This window comes from Hoylesella shahii (genome assembly GCF_937990675.1).
Taxonomy (GTDB): domain Bacteria; phylum Bacteroidota; class Bacteroidia; order Bacteroidales; family Bacteroidaceae; genus Prevotella; species Prevotella shahii.
Genome location: NZ_CALKQY010000031.1, coordinates 1 through 14,917 on the forward strand (window position 1 = coordinate 1; position 14,917 = coordinate 14,917).

Consider the following 14,917-nt stretch of genomic DNA (forward strand, 5'->3'; position numbering starts at 1 on the left):
CAAATAATATATTACACTGACAAACAATTAGTTAGATATTTACTGAATATCCCTACTTAAAGGTGGTGCTGTTGAGTGAAACTAGTGTGTGTGTTGTCCATCTAACGATTGGTAAGGCTTGACGCTTACGGCAGAATTAGGAGATAATAGTAATGCTAAAAAGGATTTGGTTTTACGGCGTGCAAGCGCAAGCAAGGTGCAAGCCATAGGGGCATAGGCAAAAACAAAAAGCGGAACACCACAGATGAGTGTTCCGCTTTTATAGCTTTTGCCCTAAAGGGGCGTGCAAGGGGGGAGATAAACGGCTTATTCTTGTTTATCTTTGATGGCTTGCATAATTTTTGCTTCCAACTCTTCGCAGAGTTCGGGGTTGTCTTTAAGCAAAGTCTTTGTGGCGTCGCGACCCTGACCTAGTTTCGAATCATTGTACGAGAACCATGAGCCACTTTTCTTAATGATGTCGTATTCAACACCGAGGTCGAGAATTTCGCCCACCTTAGAGATGCCCTCGCCGAAGGTTATTTCGAACTCTGTTTTGCGGAAAGGCGGTGCAACCTTATTTTTTACCACCTTTACGCGTACTTGGTTGCCCACGATGTTGTCGCCATCTTTAATGCCTGTAACCTTGCGAATATCTAAGCGCACGCTGGCATAGAATTTCAAGGCGTTTCCACCAGTAGTTGTTTCGGGGTTGCCAAACATCACGCCGATTTTCTCGCGCAGCTGATTGATGAAGATACAGGTGGTGTTGGTTTTGCTGATGGTGGAAGTAAGCTTGCGCAGTGCCTGACTCATTAGTCGTGCTTGCAAGCCCACGTTGTTGTCGCCCATGTCGCCTTCAATCTCTTTTTTGGGTGTGAGGGCAGCCACCGAGTCGATAACAAGGATGTCGATGGCCGACGAGCGGATGAGTTGGTCGGCAATTTCGAGTGCCTGTTCGCCGTTGTCGGGTTGCGAAATCCAGAGATTGGCCACGTCAACCCCTAGTTTAGCAGCATAAAAGCGGTCGAATGCGTGTTCAGCATCAATAAAGGCAGCAATGCCACCAGCTTTTTGCGCTTCGGCAATGGCGTGAATAGCCAGTGTGGTTTTTCCAGACGATTCGGGTCCATAAATCTCGATGATGCGACCGCGAGGGTATCCGCCCACGCCCAGAGCCACGTCAAGGCCTATGCTACCCGTGGGTATAACCTCAACGTTTTCTATTTGTTCGTCGCCCATTTTCATAATAGAGCCCTTACCAAAGTCTTTTTCTATCTTGCTCATCGCCGCTTGAAGAGCCTTAAGCTTTGCTTCTTCGGGCGATAGTTGTTTTGCTTCTTCTTTTGCCATTTGTGGTTGTTTTAGGTATGCTGTGTTGGGTTTAAGGATTACAATTCAAGGTCGCCTCCAAACTCTTCGTTCCAAGGTAGGCCCTGAATGTTGAGTTGTTCCATGAATGGGTCTGGGTCGAACTCTTCCACGTTCCACACTCCGGGTTTGCGCCACAATCCTTTAAAGAACATCATTGCGCCAATCATAGCAGGTACGCCAGTGGTGTAGCTCACGCCTTGCATACCTGTTTCTTTGTAGGCCTCTTGGTGTTTGCAATTGTTGTAAACGTAGTAAGTAAGTTCCTTACCATCTTTTATGCCACGAATACGGCAGCCAATAGAAGTTTCGCCGTCGTAGTTAGCGCCCAGGTCTTGTGGGTTGGGGAGCACGGCTTTAAGGAATTGCAGGGGCACGATGTTCACTTTTACCTGTTTTCCTGATCCATCGGCCAACGGAGCTTCGTATTCAATCTCGTCGATACGCGACATACCTAGGTTTTGAATCACATCGAGGTAGGTGAGATATTGTTGTCCGAAGGTCATCCAGAAGCGTGCTTGGCGTATGGTGGGATAGTTTTTCACCAAGCTTTCAAGCTCTTCGTGGTGCATGAGATAGCTTTCTCGCGGACCGATATTGGGGTAAGTGATGGGCTGATGCACTGCAAGTGGTTCGGTTTCGAGCCATTCGCCATCTTTGTAGTACAAGCCTTTTTGGGTAATTTCGCGTATATTGATTTCGGGATTAAAGTTGGTTGCGAAGGCTTTATGGTGATTGCCAGCGTTGCAATCAACGATGTCGAGGTAATGAATTTCGTCGAAATGGTGTTTAGCAGCGTATGCCGTGTAGATGCCACTAACGCCCGGGTCGAATCCGCAGCCAAGAATAGCGGTGAGTCCTGCCTCTTCAAAGCGTTGTTTGTAGGCCCATTGCCATGAGTATTCAAAGTGTGCCTCGTCTTTAGGTTCGTAGTTGGCTGTGTCGAGATAGTTGCAACCGCAGGCCAAGCAAGCCTCCATGATGGTGAGGTCTTGATAGGGTAGGGCCAGGTTGATAACCAGTTCGGGTTTAAAGTCGTTGAACAAGGCTTTGAGTTGTTCAACGTCGTCGGCGTCTACTTGAGCCGTTTTGATGTTCATGTCGTAGCCTTTGGCATGTATGGCATTCACAATTTCGTCGCATTTTTCTTTTCGGCGGCTAGCAATCATAAATTCGCCGAAGTGCGTTTTGTTTTGTGCGATTTTAAATGCGGCCACAGTAGCAACGCCACCTGCGCCAATCATAAGAACTTTTCCCATGTTGTTATATTTGTTTTTGTTTATTTTTTTAGTGTTTCCGCATGTTGTTGCGGTTTATTGTTTTGGTGTGGAGCGATTGTTTATTGTGTTTTTATTTCTTCGCTTTTAATGCCTAGAGCGTTCATGAGCGAGTAGCCCAATATTTCTTGTCGGAAGTTACCGCCAGGAAGTGGCTGCATGGCAAAGACGGTTATGCGCTTATTGTCGTCGTCGAGATGATGCATTTGTCGGCGCAGCGTTTCGTAAAGTTCGGCATTTTCGGCATTTGGCACAATCATTACGCGTTTAACCTCGGGCTGTGCGCAAACCGTTTGCACCACGTCGAGGTAAAAGTCGGTGGCGTTGACGAGGTGTTCCACGGCATATGTGCCAATGACAAACTCGCCCAAGTTGTCTTTAAAGGCTTTGCCATTGAGTTCGTTGTCGAAGTTTGCAGGTGCAAAATTCTCCATTTTTGTTTTGTTCTTGCCGTGAATAATCACCACTTGCACGTTGTTGTCGTTATTGCGCAGGCCTCCATCGAGTGCAATGCACACTAGCCATCGTGCTAGGTCGGCTTGCGGGATGCGCCTTCCGATGATGCGTTCGAAGTTAACGATGAGGTTAAACGCCACATTGTCTACATAGTCGGCATCAACTATGATGACGTTTTCGCTCCAATTGTTATTTACAACTTGTTTCTCCATTGTTGCAAAGATAGCAAGAACTTGCGTAATAAAGGCATGGCGAGGCGATTATTTTTATGTTTGAGGAGGTGAAGTTGTTTTAGAGGAATTAAGGAGTTGTTTTCAGGAGTTCAGGAGTTCAGGAGTTCAGGAGTTAAGCCAAATGCTTTGTTGCGGAGTGGTAGTTCTCCTTGTACACTCGTGTGCTTGGCAACTCGTTAACTGATGTTTGGCTAATCTCGGTTGACAAGTTAACATATTTAATGTGTAAGTTGATAATGAGCGGGAAAGCCTGCCGTTAATCGCAAGGCATTTGGCTTAACTCCTTAACTCCTTAACTCCTTAACTCCTCTCTCAATAGCATTTTATGCGATACATTAGGCCCAGTTCTAACTTATTGGTGTGATAATCAGACAGGCCACAGGCGCGGTTATAGTTAACTTTCTGGCCCATGTAGGCGAGAAAGAGTCGAAGGTTTTGTCCCTTGATAGGGAAATATTCTAGGCTAGCCACGTAGCTGTAGTAATGGCGATAGTTTTTTAAAGCCTCGTATTGTGGGATGCTAGTGGTTTCGTAGCTGCCTCGAAGTTTGAGGTTGCATCGAGGTGCAAACTGCCAATTAGCCTCGGTAACAAACGAGTTGTAGTGTACATTGCCAAAGAAAACGCCATGCTCGTTGTTGGTGAGTGGAGCCAGTTCGGCCGAAGCAATACGCAGTCGGTCTAGCTCGTCAACAGCTCCATAATAGTCGATATACCATTGCAGTTTGGGTAAGTTGAGTCGTTGTCCAAGGCTAATCATACGCGAGTATTTGCCTTTAGCCTGAGTTTGCCATCCCCATGCCCATCGGGTTTGTAAGTGTTCGTTGAAGAAATTTCCGTTCCAGTTAAAGATATAAGTGAGTGGCAGGTTGCTAGCCGAAAGTAGTTGTCGGTCGACAGCTGGGTTTGCGCCAGCCATTTTGGCATTTTTGGCATATTCTTGTTCGAAACTCCCGGTGTGCGAGTCGGTGATTTGCAAACCAAATTCTTGCGAAGCAACAGGCTTAAATACCACTTGTGCGCCAGCAACGAAGCACTCCATGTGGCCCACGAAGTCGCAATATTGGTACATGAAGAGTGGATTTTCGTCGTATTCGTAGCCTCCCCAAATCTGTCCTATCTTACCTGCTTGCACCTCCCATTTAGGGTTAAAGGTGTAGCCCACCATCATAATGTCGGTGGCTCGTGCAAAATTGTCTTCGCCTTGCGGTTCGTATCCCGTGTTGAGATGTTGCCTTAGCCGATAGAAAAGTTTATCCGTTACATGGCCTTTAATTTCTAGACGCAACTGGCGGTTTACAAAAGCGCCTCTCCAGGTGGTGTTGTTTTCGGTGGCGCGTGCAGCAGCAGCGAAGTTTAGATAGAGGTTAAAAGCGTCGGTTTTCTTTTCCAGTTTCAGCACCCTTTCGGCAATCGAGGGCGTGTCGTCGTCTTCGCCACCCATACCCGTGTTGTTACCTTGAGCCAAAGCCGTAAAAGGAAGGCAGAGCAACAAGGCTATAGTGGCAAGTAATTGGTTAGTTTTCATAAAGAGTTATGCGTATTTGGGGACAAGGGATAGCGCAAACAAAGGCCATGCAGGCCACACAGCCCAAGCCCATTAGTAAGTTATGGTGCGATTAGTATTCATTAAAATATTGTTGTATCTTCTTCCAGTCGTGTGTTTGGGTTAAGGCCAGCATCAGCAACACGCGCGCCTTTTGCGGGCTAAGGCAGAGGGCAGCCACAAAATGGTGTTTCTCATCGTCAACTTCTCCGTTAAGACACGTAGGTCCGAACGGCACTCTTGAGGCTCTAACGATGTTGATGCCCTTGGCGCGAGCCTTCAAAGCCATCTCGAACACATCTTTATAGAAATTGCCATCGCCCACACCAGCTAGCACAATACCATCAAATGCAGCATCCATAAAGGCCTGCATGGGCAGAGTAGAGCAGTTGGCATAACCGTAAACAATACCTACGCGGGGTAAGGATTGCATGTTGTCAACATGGAAAGGGCTGCGCGTGGTGTGCAGATTGGTGGTTTGGCGTTGAAAAAATGGTTGCGCATTGTAGACATAACCCACCTCGCCAGCGTTGGCAGCACGAAAAGCAGCAACGTCGGTGGTATGCATTTTCATTACATCTTTGGCGTCGAACAGTTTGTTGTTCATGCAAACAAGCACGCCCCTACCCACAGATTTGCTGCTGGCAGCAGTGGCCACGCCTGCAAAGATGTTGGCCGGACCATCGGCACTGATGGCCGTAGAGGGTCGCATTGCACCCACAAGTACCACGGGCTTGTCGCTGTGCACGGTGAGATTAAGAAAATAGGCCGTTTCTTCCATTGTGTCGGTGCCGTGAGTTACCACCACGCCATCGTAGTTTTCTTGATTGAGCAACTGGTTGATGCGTTTAGCCAGAAGCAGCCAAACAGCATCGTTCATGTCTTGCGAAGGAATATTAACCAGCTGTTCGCCACTAACATCGGCCAGTTGATTAACCTGTGGCACAGCCATTAATAAAGATTCTACGCCCACTTGGCCCGCATTATAAGCCGACGACGTGGCCGATGCGCTTACGCCTGCTATCGTTCCGCCTGTGGCGATGATGCGAATGCGAGGTTTTGCCATGGCAGATAGGGCGACAACGAGGGTTAGAAGTAGGGTTAGGGAAATGTTGCGTATGGTCATATCTATGTGGTTTTTAGTTATTTACAATGTGCTTGGTTATAAGAAAGAGACGTTGAAGCGAAGGTAATTAATAAGCAAAGGCAATGATGACATAGCCCACGCCGATGGAAACAAAGGTGGTGATGAAGCCCGCAAGCTGGAAAGAGTGGTTAAGAACGTACTTGCCGATGCGTGTGGAACCTGTTCGGTCGAAGTTGATTGCAGCCACTTCGGTGGGATAGTTGGGGATGAAAAAGTAGCCGTTAACAGCCGGGAACATCGCCAATAAAGCCAGCGGACTGATGCCAAGGCCAATGCCAAGAGGATAAAGCGTGGTGACGGTGGCCGCTTGAGAGAAGAGCATGATAGACATGAAGAATAAAGCCACAGCAAAGAGAAATGGAAATTGTGTAACCACTGTGGCAATATGCGTTTGGAAGAAAGGCAGATTGCCACTGAAAAAGGTGTCGCCCATCCAAGCAATACCAAAGATGGCCACCATGGCATTCATGCCAGCACCAAACACACTGCCCTTAACAGCATGCTCCACATTTGCCTTGCCCACTAAAAGAATGAGAGCAGCACTGGCCATCATGATTATTTCGATGGTCTCGGGCATGCTTAAAGTTCGCGTTTGGTTGGCAATGGTGAACTGGGGGCGTAATTGTGGGAATAGTCCAAACGTGACAACGAGCGCCACTCCTAACAGAAAAGCCCACACAGCGCGCTTGGCATGAGGGTTGGGAGCAGACTCGGCCACCTGCATTTTCATGGCATCTTCATTGGGATTGATAATGCCTTCGCGCACACGACGTTGATATTCGGGGTCGTCTTCAAGGTTCTTACCCACGAAGTTTTGCACAAAAGCAGCCACCAAGATGGCCACAAACGAGGCCGGAATGCACACCAGCATCACATCTTTGAGACCAATGCTCTGCGCACCAAGTAGGTTGTTGCTGATGATGGCGGCCGTGGCAGCCGATACGGGACTGCCCGTTATGCCCAGCGATGCGGCAATGGTGGCAACGCTAAGCGGACGTTCGGGTCGTATTTTAGAACTAGTGGCAATCTCTGAAATGATTGGAAGCAGTGAATAGGCTGTGTGAGCCGTACCTGCAACGAGGCAAAAGAGCCACGTAACAAGCGGTCCGTAGAAAGTGATGTGGTGAGGATGTCGGCGCAAAAACTTAGCCGCCTGTCCCACAAGATAGTCAAGTCCGCCTGCTGCTTGCAGCGATGCGGCGGCTGTTATCACCGACACGATGATGAGCATCACGTCGATGGGTAGCTTCCCTGGTGGTAGAGAGAAGCCAAAAACAAGAATAAATACCCCCACCATGCCATAAATGCCCAAGCCAATGCCACCCACGCGGGCGCCAATGAAGATGAGCGAGAGCACAATGGCCAGTTGAAAAAGGATAATTGCTGTAGCCATAACACATTTGTTTGATTTTGGTGACAGGTTAAGCCGAGATGAATGGCCCAATTGCAGTCTGCCAATTAACATGCAAATATATGAAAGTTTGCGCTAGTTTGGGGCATTGGGGCGGTGTTTTTTTGCTTAAGCGGATGCAAAAAGTAGGCAGTTATGCGTTTGTATGGCTTTAAATAGCTGTCGTTGTGTGCGTTATTATTTTGTGTGCGCGCAAAGGTTAAAGCATAACATTCGTCTATTGATTATAAAAACAGTGCGTAAAACAATATCATCAATTCTTGAATGTTTGAAGAGTTAATAGAGTTTTCGATAGAGGGAGAGTAAATACAATTTTGTAGTGTATTTTTAACTTCGCTAGAACCTAAGGGAGAAATATGGCGTTTTGAGTTGCATAAACCCCAAAAAGTGTTAACGCATAATCTTGTTATATTCTCTTTTCTATGCAGTTTTATATGCATATAAAGGTTATAAATATTAATTTAAATCAAGAAAATGGGTATAAATAGCGATGTTTTTCATTGTAATTGGTCTATTTTTCGGTGAAATATACGTATCTTTGCCAATACAAGAGAGCCTATGATGTATTATATACAGATTCTTAACTTAGAATTTAATATACAAAATTAAACATTCATTCAGGATTTTCATTAATAAAAACGAGATGATTAAAGAAGTATTTATGGCGAAAAGGGATTATACAAAACCTCTCGCCACAGTAGTTTGTCTAAAAATGGAAAGTGCTTTGCTAGTTTTCAGTGCGTCAACTTCAGACCCCAAAAAAGGAGGCGACCCCACTGGAGGTAATGGAACAACGCCCAATCCGTTTGAATCAATGACTGGAGCAAAAGGCCAATCATGGTTTGCTGATGAAGTAGAGGACGAAATGTTTTAAGAACTTTAAAAACAATACAATAGAATGAGCAACAAAAAATATCTGTTTGTGGCCCTTAGTGGCGCAATAGCTTCGATGTTTGTAGGTTGTCAATCAGACGCGATTGAACTAGCTGGAGACGAAGGAGCAAACGAATACACTTATAATATCAGCGCCGATGCCAACCAGGTGTCAACAAGAGCGCTGAGCTTAGGTGGTAATGGCAAGGAAATTAATTCGACATGGCTTGAGGGAGAAGAGATTATTGCCTATGTGCTGAGTGATCAAAATAAGAGCAAACGCACAGAATATGGACTCTTGAGCAGTATGGGCGAGGGGAAAATAACCAAGTTTCAGGGCACAATTGTATCTAACAAAAAGCAATTAAGCACAAGCGATGATATATGTTTTCTTTATCCGGGCGCAGCATCGAAAGGCGCAAACAAAACCATTAGCCCAGTGATTGCAAAAGAGGGTGGTGTACGTCACGAACCAAGTAAAACAATTGCACAACGTGTAGAACTAAATCTCACCCGTCAAGATGGAAAAGTGGAAACCATTGGTAAGCGTTTCGATTATCAGTGGGCTAAAGCAAAGCCTACAAAAGTGCAGGGACAAAACGTGAAAGTTACCATTGGTGTAGTTAAACGTGTGGTGTCGATATGGGGACTTCGTTTTGCCGACTCGAATAATCAGATACTTACCAACATTGATTCGGTGTATATCTCAAACGTGAAATCGACAGACGTGTTTGATCTTGGCACAGGTAATCTCGTAGATAATAATGCTTCGGATGAGAATATGAACATCGCCATCGTACCCAATGCAGGCGAAAAACTTTCGTCGGCTGGTGGAAAGTACACTTATCTGGCTGCGCTTCCTGGTAACTATACCGACGTGTATATAAGCGTTTTTGTGGGAGACAAATGTTATGTACGCCAATACGCTAGCATCAATCTCGAAGCCGATAATACTTATTTCACAGATGTGTTGCAACTACAAGAGGCGAAACAACAACCTTATGTAGAAGTACAAGGCGTGAAATGGGCTACAGGTAACTTCATACATTACGGCGATCCCAATGGAGGTTATTGGGGTATTGCGCCCGCACAATGGTGGATTTCTCGCCGTGCTGTTAGTCTAAACGCACAACGCAAGGAGGTTAAAACGGGCGGAACGCTACAGTCATCGCAGTTTGAGAACTCTCCTAAGCAAACCGCTAATGATGTAGACCTTTTCCAATTCGGTCATATTAAGGAGGCACTAAACTTTACGAATAGCAAATACTTTGTTGGTAACCTCTCTGAGTATTGGCAATTCTACAAAAAAATGGGTATTCATGATAGGCCCACTGATAATAGAAGTGAGGCGGAACGCGGAGATATTGTGTGGTATCACACCATGCTTAATCATCAAAAGTATCGCATTCCCCGCAAAGACGAGATAAATGAATTGTATACTAAGGCAAATGTTATTCCTGGCTATTGCTATACAGATAAGGGTACAATTGTTTATGGTGCCTTCTTTACAACCAATACAGGAGGAAATAGGATTTTAAAATATCCATCGAAAAGGAGCGTGAAGAGTATTTCTAATTACACCAATGTTACTGCGCTAGTAAAGGCAAACAAAGGTTTGTTCCTGCCTTACACTGGTAGACGAATGCCAGGAAAAGACATTATAGGGTATAGAGACATTTCTAATAACCAGAATGGATATGGACAGTATATGACCTCTTTTTCATCCGGCAATAACTCGACGGATATATTCTTTGGCTTGGCAGAGTGGAACCTTGCTGACAATGATAAGACACAGGCTAGAGCCATTCGCCCAGTATGGATATCGGGTGATGGCCAAAGCGATACCACTCATCCTGATTTTAGAAATATCCATTAATGGATTTTAATAGCTGTGTAGCGCCCAAAGGTGTTGGTGTACCAAAGACTTAACAAGACTTTAGGTGTGCTGCATGGCAATTTAGAGGGATTTTAATATGGAGGCATGCTAGCTATTGGCTAGTGTGCCTCTTTTATAATAGGGGAGTTAATCTTGTTTTAAAGATGTCTGTGTTTATCCTTGGTCTTGAAGAGCGTTTGTTAGTACTTTTACTTCACTTCCTCAAATATATCCTACGCTGATTATCAGTGTGTTACATTCTTATGGTACAAAAATGTTTCCTCAATTTAAGTAGTATTGATTAGAAAACATCTTGTATGTTGGCACCATATCTTATCCGTATTCATTTTAACTATTGATATAAGCATCATAAAGTGTGATACATATGTTCTATTTTACCCCTTCTTGAAATAACTATACCATTTTATTAATTTGTTGAACAATATCTATAATATTATCAGGTAATTTATTATTCCAATTTACTTGCTTTTGTAAATCTCCAAGATCAAAAATCTCCTCTAATCTCTTTTCTAGCAAGCATATTTGTTCATACTCCTCATTATTTTTTTTCATCTCATCCATGATTAGAAATGAAAGATGATTAAACTTTGTATAGTTTTCCCTTGCTCTCCTTTGTGCAGCAAGAGTTTCCTCTTCAAGGTAATATGTTCCTGAATTGTCTTCATCAACATTGCTACTCCAATTATCATCAAAAAAGATTATTTCATTTTTAGATGGTAATAAATAATTTAAATAAGGATCTACTGTTTTCAAATTACAAATCTTAGTAATAATATAGTGGTCATCATGGCCTGGACGCCTTTTTAGATATTCCTCGCGACAGATTGTATACTCAGATATAAGCTTATCTACTTTCATTTTATCAATATATTCTAATGCTTGTTTAATGAATTGAGCCATATTAGTATAGTCAGTCCATCTCTTGTCTGATTTGTGTTGTAACTCATAAAATAGCTCATACGCAATATGTTCTTGACCACTCAATACACCTTCATGGATATATATTGTATCATTTTGTTTTATGGGCAATACAATACAAGCATGTCTTCCTTTTTCAAAATCAATATAAGGTATTCCTCCTACAAGATGCTCCCAAACAACATCATCATGATAGCCTAATCCTTCACGATATATTCCTCTATGATCATATAAAGTTTCTAATTCTCTTAAATCAATTATGTTAGTTGCATTATCTTCTTTCTTATGTACATCTACTAAAAATGTAACCATACAACCTTCAGCGAAGGTGAATTTTTCATTTTTATCAAATAAAAAATACTTTTTTTTATATATACCTTCTCCATCAAAAACCTTAACTTGTGATAAACCTAATATCACTCCCTTACTTTCTCCAATCTTACATGATACAATCTTTCCGATATGCATCCGTTTAAGACATGTACTAACTTCTATAAATCTCATAATTTAAGAATCGGCTATATATTTTGATTATACTTACTTATCAAATTGTCGAAAGGGATGAAGTCTTTGCTCTCCAATTGTTTATATTTTGAGTAATGTTCTATTAATCCCCTTATAGTGTCTAATACTATAGGAAAAAGTTCCTCTATTGAAAATAGATTTTTTAATGCTGCACGATTTTCTTTGAAATGTAAAGTTATCTCATGCACAATATAATCTATTATATTAGTTTCTTGGATGTCAGATTCCTCGTCAGGATCTTTAGAGATTGTATATATATTATCATTTTTCATTTCAACAAATGCATTAACATATTCTCTACCAACTTTTTCATCTGGATTAATTATAAGAGTCAAGGCATCTATTAATGAATAAGTCTGTTGTATAAAATCTCCAGAAAGTAATGCTAACATTTCTTTAGTTATAGTTTCCTCATTTATAGAAAAAGATAATAAGGAATATCTATCAATAAGTTGGCTTGGGGTAAATTGCATCCATTTTTGAGCATTAGGGTTTTCATTAAAATAGTCTTTAAGAACTTTAAACATAATTTTATCCCAAGTCACAAACACGGGTTCTATTGGATGCACATCAATATCTTTGTCACCTAAAAAATCTAACATAATAGCATCATTTGTCAATGCAAAATTGGTCTTAGTTTTATTATTATATGCAAGAGTATTAGTTATTAGCTTAGATGAGCTTTCTATTTTGTATTCTTTTGGGATATCAATAACCTCTATTCCTAAATTCTCTAAAAAAAGAGATATTGTTTGATTTAACTTTGTATTATCATCATATATGCCAAATTTAAATTTAGACAAATATTCTTCATAAGAATAATCTATCAGTTCATGACTATAAAGATGCAAATAAAAATTATATAAAACATTGCGGGAGGTTCCCAAACTTGAAAATGACTGCAACTTCGAGAATGGTATAAAATTAAATGCCTCACGAATATGCGAATTTATCTCAAATAAATAGCGATTTGTAATATGCAATTTAATCTTATTTTTCTTGCAAAATTGACAAAAAACTTTAGACAATTTATAATAATAGCTTTTATAGTCATCTGTGTCTTGATAATAGTAACATAAAAGATATAAGGCTATTGTCGTATCAATATATACCTTTTTCTTCTCACGCGCATACTTCTCTAAGTCATCTATATTTACTTTTGAAGAAAATACGCATTCTGCACATATTTTCTGCATATACTTATTTTCGTCACATATACTGAATAATGATTTTAAAATACCTTTTGCTTTTGGAGAAGAAAGTTTTCCTTTATTTGTCAATAAAGACAAAGGGACATTATAATCTTCCCAATCCCTGGTATCTAAAGATTTTATTCGTTTATCAAATGTCGCGATATAAAATTCTTTTAATAACTTAAGAACATCATCAAGTAAAAATTCTATATTGTTTTCTTTTAGTATCGCTCCTATTTGATTTACAAAGTGACTCTCCTCAATATTAATTTGCTCATTTGTGTTAGAAATTTCCTTTCGGGTCGTTTCTGTTAGAGAATACATTTTACTTTTCTTATCATACAATATTTTCTGTTCTACATTATATAGATTTTGTAACAGTTTATTGTAAAACACATTATTCTCACTCGATTTAAAATTAGTAGTACAAGATTGCTCTATATCTTTGCTCGTCAAACTTGTGCGTATATAAAGTTCCTGTAAAATGTACGCTTTTACAATTTCCAATTTAATTTCAGAGGTCTTGCCGAAACTAACAAGGTCATAAATCAAATGATTTATTTTACCATCTTCAAAAGAACTTGTTTTAAATTCACTTATATCTGATAAAGAGTAAATGCTCTTTTTAAGGTTAGCCAGATCTTCTGCTTCTTCTGCTATTTGATTAGCATCTATAATTTCCAGCTGTATTTCATAATCTTTCAAGGCCTCTCGCTTATAATCCCGCTTCAATTTATTAGTCAAAGGATAAGAGTAAAAGAAAAACAAAATATTTTTATACCCATCGTTGCAATTTTCCTTTGCTTTCTGTACATCCTTAAATATTTTGTCCTTCAATGCATTCTTTTCTTTTGCAGTACTAGATTTCTGAACAGTTAGCTGATACTGATACGTACAACCACTAGCATCTAAGACTTTCATATCTAATCCAATATCATCCTTACCATCCGTATTTATTACTCTATTATAAGAATACACCTCCTTTAAATACGATTTCACAACTCTATCAAACTCATGTTTTTCACATGAACCAAGAAGATGTATTAAACTCTTTTTCTGCGACATAATTATATTTTTTTTATAAATTTATTCATAGGATAAAATGGTCTATAAACTCCTACCTGCTTACTTATTCTGCTCATAATAATATGAATAGTCGATACCTTTCATAAACATTTCTTGGTCATTAATCTTGGTAGTGAGTGCAGGCAGTGCCAAGGCTTTGATGTACGTGCTATCAGAAACACTCTCACGCATGGCGGTCAGATATTCATTTTTATCTATCTGACTCCAATCTACACACCGTTTGAGAGAACGCTTCAGTATGAGGTCGAGCCAAATGCGAGTGCTACGACCATTACCCTCCATAAAAAGATGTGCAACGTTGCATAAATTCGGCTGCACTCGACCATTAGTGAACGAGTTCACATGGTACTCATTGGCACGAATTTTCATCTCTACATACTTATCCATCATCTCATCAAAAGTAGTTTCGGGCATTCGCTCTATTGTTTGCAATGTTTCGGGGAAGTGCATACAATTAGCAAAGGTGAAACCACCTTTTGAAATATTCTTGGTACGGATTTGTCCTGCAAAGTCGTACAATCCTCCAAAGAGATAAGCATGTAGCTGTTGCAGACACTTGATACTACCAGGCTCTGCCGTTTGCAAGATGCCACTTTCAAAGAGTTGGTAGGCTTTTTTCTGGCTCTGTCCATCAATGGTGTTGTCGCTGTAGGTAAACCAATCAAGAAACTCATTAGCCCGATTGTTGGGATAGTTCTTCGCCAATAATACAACACCTTCGCTATTGAGAACATCTGCCACACGTAGTTTTCCATCAGGTGCTTCAAATTTGAAGCCGTGAGTGGCACTCACGAGTTCAATATCTTCTTGCTTTAACTTTTTTTTCAACCATCGCCAATAGTTACCAGCTTTAGTATAGTCTGGCTCGTTATTGATGGCACGAACAATGTCTGTTGCTGAAAACCACCAACAGTTTTGTTTCTCATCCCATACAGCCCTCACTTCACGGTCGTTGAAAAAAGGGATAGATTTTTTATTTTGTTCTTTATGTTCTGCCATAATGAAA

11 protein-coding genes are annotated in these 14,917 nt (G+C 41.3%); 2 read left to right on the forward strand and 9 right to left on the reverse strand.

The features are described 5' to 3' along the window. Window positions 1-306 precede the first annotated feature (306 nt). The 6 genes from recA to QME03_RS05130 form a co-directional block, all read right to left on the reverse strand. Window positions 307-1,332: a recombinase RecA gene (gene recA, locus QME03_RS05105; RefSeq protein WP_110370524.1), complete on the reverse strand. Its 1,026-nt coding sequence runs from the start codon at window positions 1,330-1,332 to the stop codon at window positions 307-309. Between the two features lie 38 nt (window positions 1,333-1,370). Continuing rightward, complete coding sequence (locus QME03_RS05110) at window positions 1,371-2,609, reverse strand: saccharopine dehydrogenase family protein (protein ID WP_273146610.1); 1,239 nt, start codon at window positions 2,607-2,609, stop codon at window positions 1,371-1,373. Window positions 2,610-2,689: 80 nt separating this feature from the next. Further along, window positions 2,690-3,295, reverse strand: a complete 606-nt coding sequence (locus QME03_RS05115; RefSeq protein WP_273146612.1) for a DUF6621 family protein — start codon at window positions 3,293-3,295, stop codon at window positions 2,690-2,692. A 333-nt stretch (window positions 3,296-3,628) separates the two neighbouring features. Next, the gene (locus tag QME03_RS05120) at window positions 3,629-4,843 is read right to left on the reverse strand and encodes a porin (protein ID WP_273114512.1); all 1,215 of its coding nucleotides are present in this window, start codon (window positions 4,841-4,843) and stop codon (window positions 3,629-3,631) included. 91 nt (window positions 4,844-4,934) lie between these two features. Further along, a complete protein-coding gene (locus QME03_RS05125) occupies window positions 4,935-5,987 on the reverse strand; it encodes a type II asparaginase (RefSeq protein ID WP_281723679.1) in 1,053 nt (350 codons plus the stop codon). Between the two features lie 67 nt (window positions 5,988-6,054). After that, the gene (locus QME03_RS05130; RefSeq protein WP_273146617.1) at window positions 6,055-7,401 is read right to left on the reverse strand and encodes an anaerobic C4-dicarboxylate transporter family protein; all 1,347 of its coding nucleotides are present in this window, start codon (window positions 7,399-7,401) and stop codon (window positions 6,055-6,057) included. 661 nt (window positions 7,402-8,062) lie between these two features. Here QME03_RS05130 and QME03_RS05135 point away from each other — a divergent pair. Both QME03_RS05135 and QME03_RS05140 read left to right on the forward strand, forming a co-directional pair. Continuing rightward, window positions 8,063-8,293, forward strand: coding sequence for an aminotransferase (locus QME03_RS05135; protein ID WP_273146620.1), 231 nt, complete (start codon window positions 8,063-8,065; stop codon window positions 8,291-8,293). 24 nt (window positions 8,294-8,317) lie between these two features. Continuing rightward, window positions 8,318-10,168 (forward strand): hypothetical protein, encoded by a 1,851-nt coding sequence (locus QME03_RS05140; protein ID WP_281723680.1) that lies wholly within the window; start codon window positions 8,318-8,320, stop codon window positions 10,166-10,168. A 414-nt stretch (window positions 10,169-10,582) separates the two neighbouring features. Here the strand turns inward: QME03_RS05140 and QME03_RS05145 are convergent, their stop codons facing one another. The 3 genes from QME03_RS05145 to QME03_RS05155 are packed head-to-tail and all read right to left on the reverse strand — an operon-like array spanning window position 10,583 to window position 14,910. After that, window positions 10,583-11,611, reverse strand: a complete 1,029-nt coding sequence (locus QME03_RS05145; protein WP_155949697.1) for a hypothetical protein — start codon at window positions 11,609-11,611, stop codon at window positions 10,583-10,585. A gap of 14 nt (window positions 11,612-11,625) precedes the next feature. After that, the gene (locus QME03_RS05150) at window positions 11,626-13,890 is read right to left on the reverse strand and encodes a hypothetical protein (protein WP_281723681.1); all 2,265 of its coding nucleotides are present in this window, start codon (window positions 13,888-13,890) and stop codon (window positions 11,626-11,628) included. A gap of 60 nt (window positions 13,891-13,950) precedes the next feature. Beyond that, window positions 13,951-14,910, reverse strand: a complete 960-nt coding sequence (locus QME03_RS05155; protein ID WP_281723682.1) for a Fic family protein — start codon at window positions 14,908-14,910, stop codon at window positions 13,951-13,953. Window positions 14,911-14,917 lie beyond the last annotated feature (7 nt).

Excerpts from the sequence above, each read along its gene's own strand:
- QME03_RS05150 (WP_281723681.1), bottom strand. The coding sequence starts at position 13,890 with ATGTCGCAGAAAAAGAGTTTAATACATCTTCTTGGTTCATGTGAAAAA.
- recA (WP_110370524.1), bottom strand. The coding sequence starts at position 1,332 with ATGGCAAAAGAAGAAGCAAAACAACTATCGCCCGAAGAAGCAAAGCTT.
- QME03_RS05125 (WP_281723679.1), bottom strand. The coding sequence starts at position 5,987 with ATGACCATACGCAACATTTCCCTAACCCTACTTCTAACCCTCGTTGTC.
- QME03_RS05155 (WP_281723682.1), bottom strand. The coding sequence starts at position 14,910 with ATGGCAGAACATAAAGAACAAAATAAAAAATCTATCCCTTTTTTCAAC.
- QME03_RS05145 (WP_155949697.1), bottom strand. The coding sequence starts at position 11,611 with ATGAGATTTATAGAAGTTAGTACATGTCTTAAACGGATGCATATCGGA.
- QME03_RS05135 (WP_273146620.1), top strand. The coding sequence starts at position 8,063 with ATGATTAAAGAAGTATTTATGGCGAAAAGGGATTATACAAAACCTCTC.
- QME03_RS05110 (WP_273146610.1), bottom strand. The coding sequence starts at position 2,609 with ATGGGAAAAGTTCTTATGATTGGCGCAGGTGGCGTTGCTACTGTGGCC.
- QME03_RS05130 (WP_273146617.1), bottom strand. The coding sequence starts at position 7,401 with ATGGCTACAGCAATTATCCTTTTTCAACTGGCCATTGTGCTCTCGCTC.
- QME03_RS05115 (WP_273146612.1), bottom strand. The coding sequence starts at position 3,295 with ATGGAGAAACAAGTTGTAAATAACAATTGGAGCGAAAACGTCATCATA.
- QME03_RS05140 (WP_281723680.1), top strand. The coding sequence starts at position 8,318 with ATGAGCAACAAAAAATATCTGTTTGTGGCCCTTAGTGGCGCAATAGCT.
- QME03_RS05120 (WP_273114512.1), bottom strand. The coding sequence starts at position 4,843 with ATGAAAACTAACCAATTACTTGCCACTATAGCCTTGTTGCTCTGCCTT.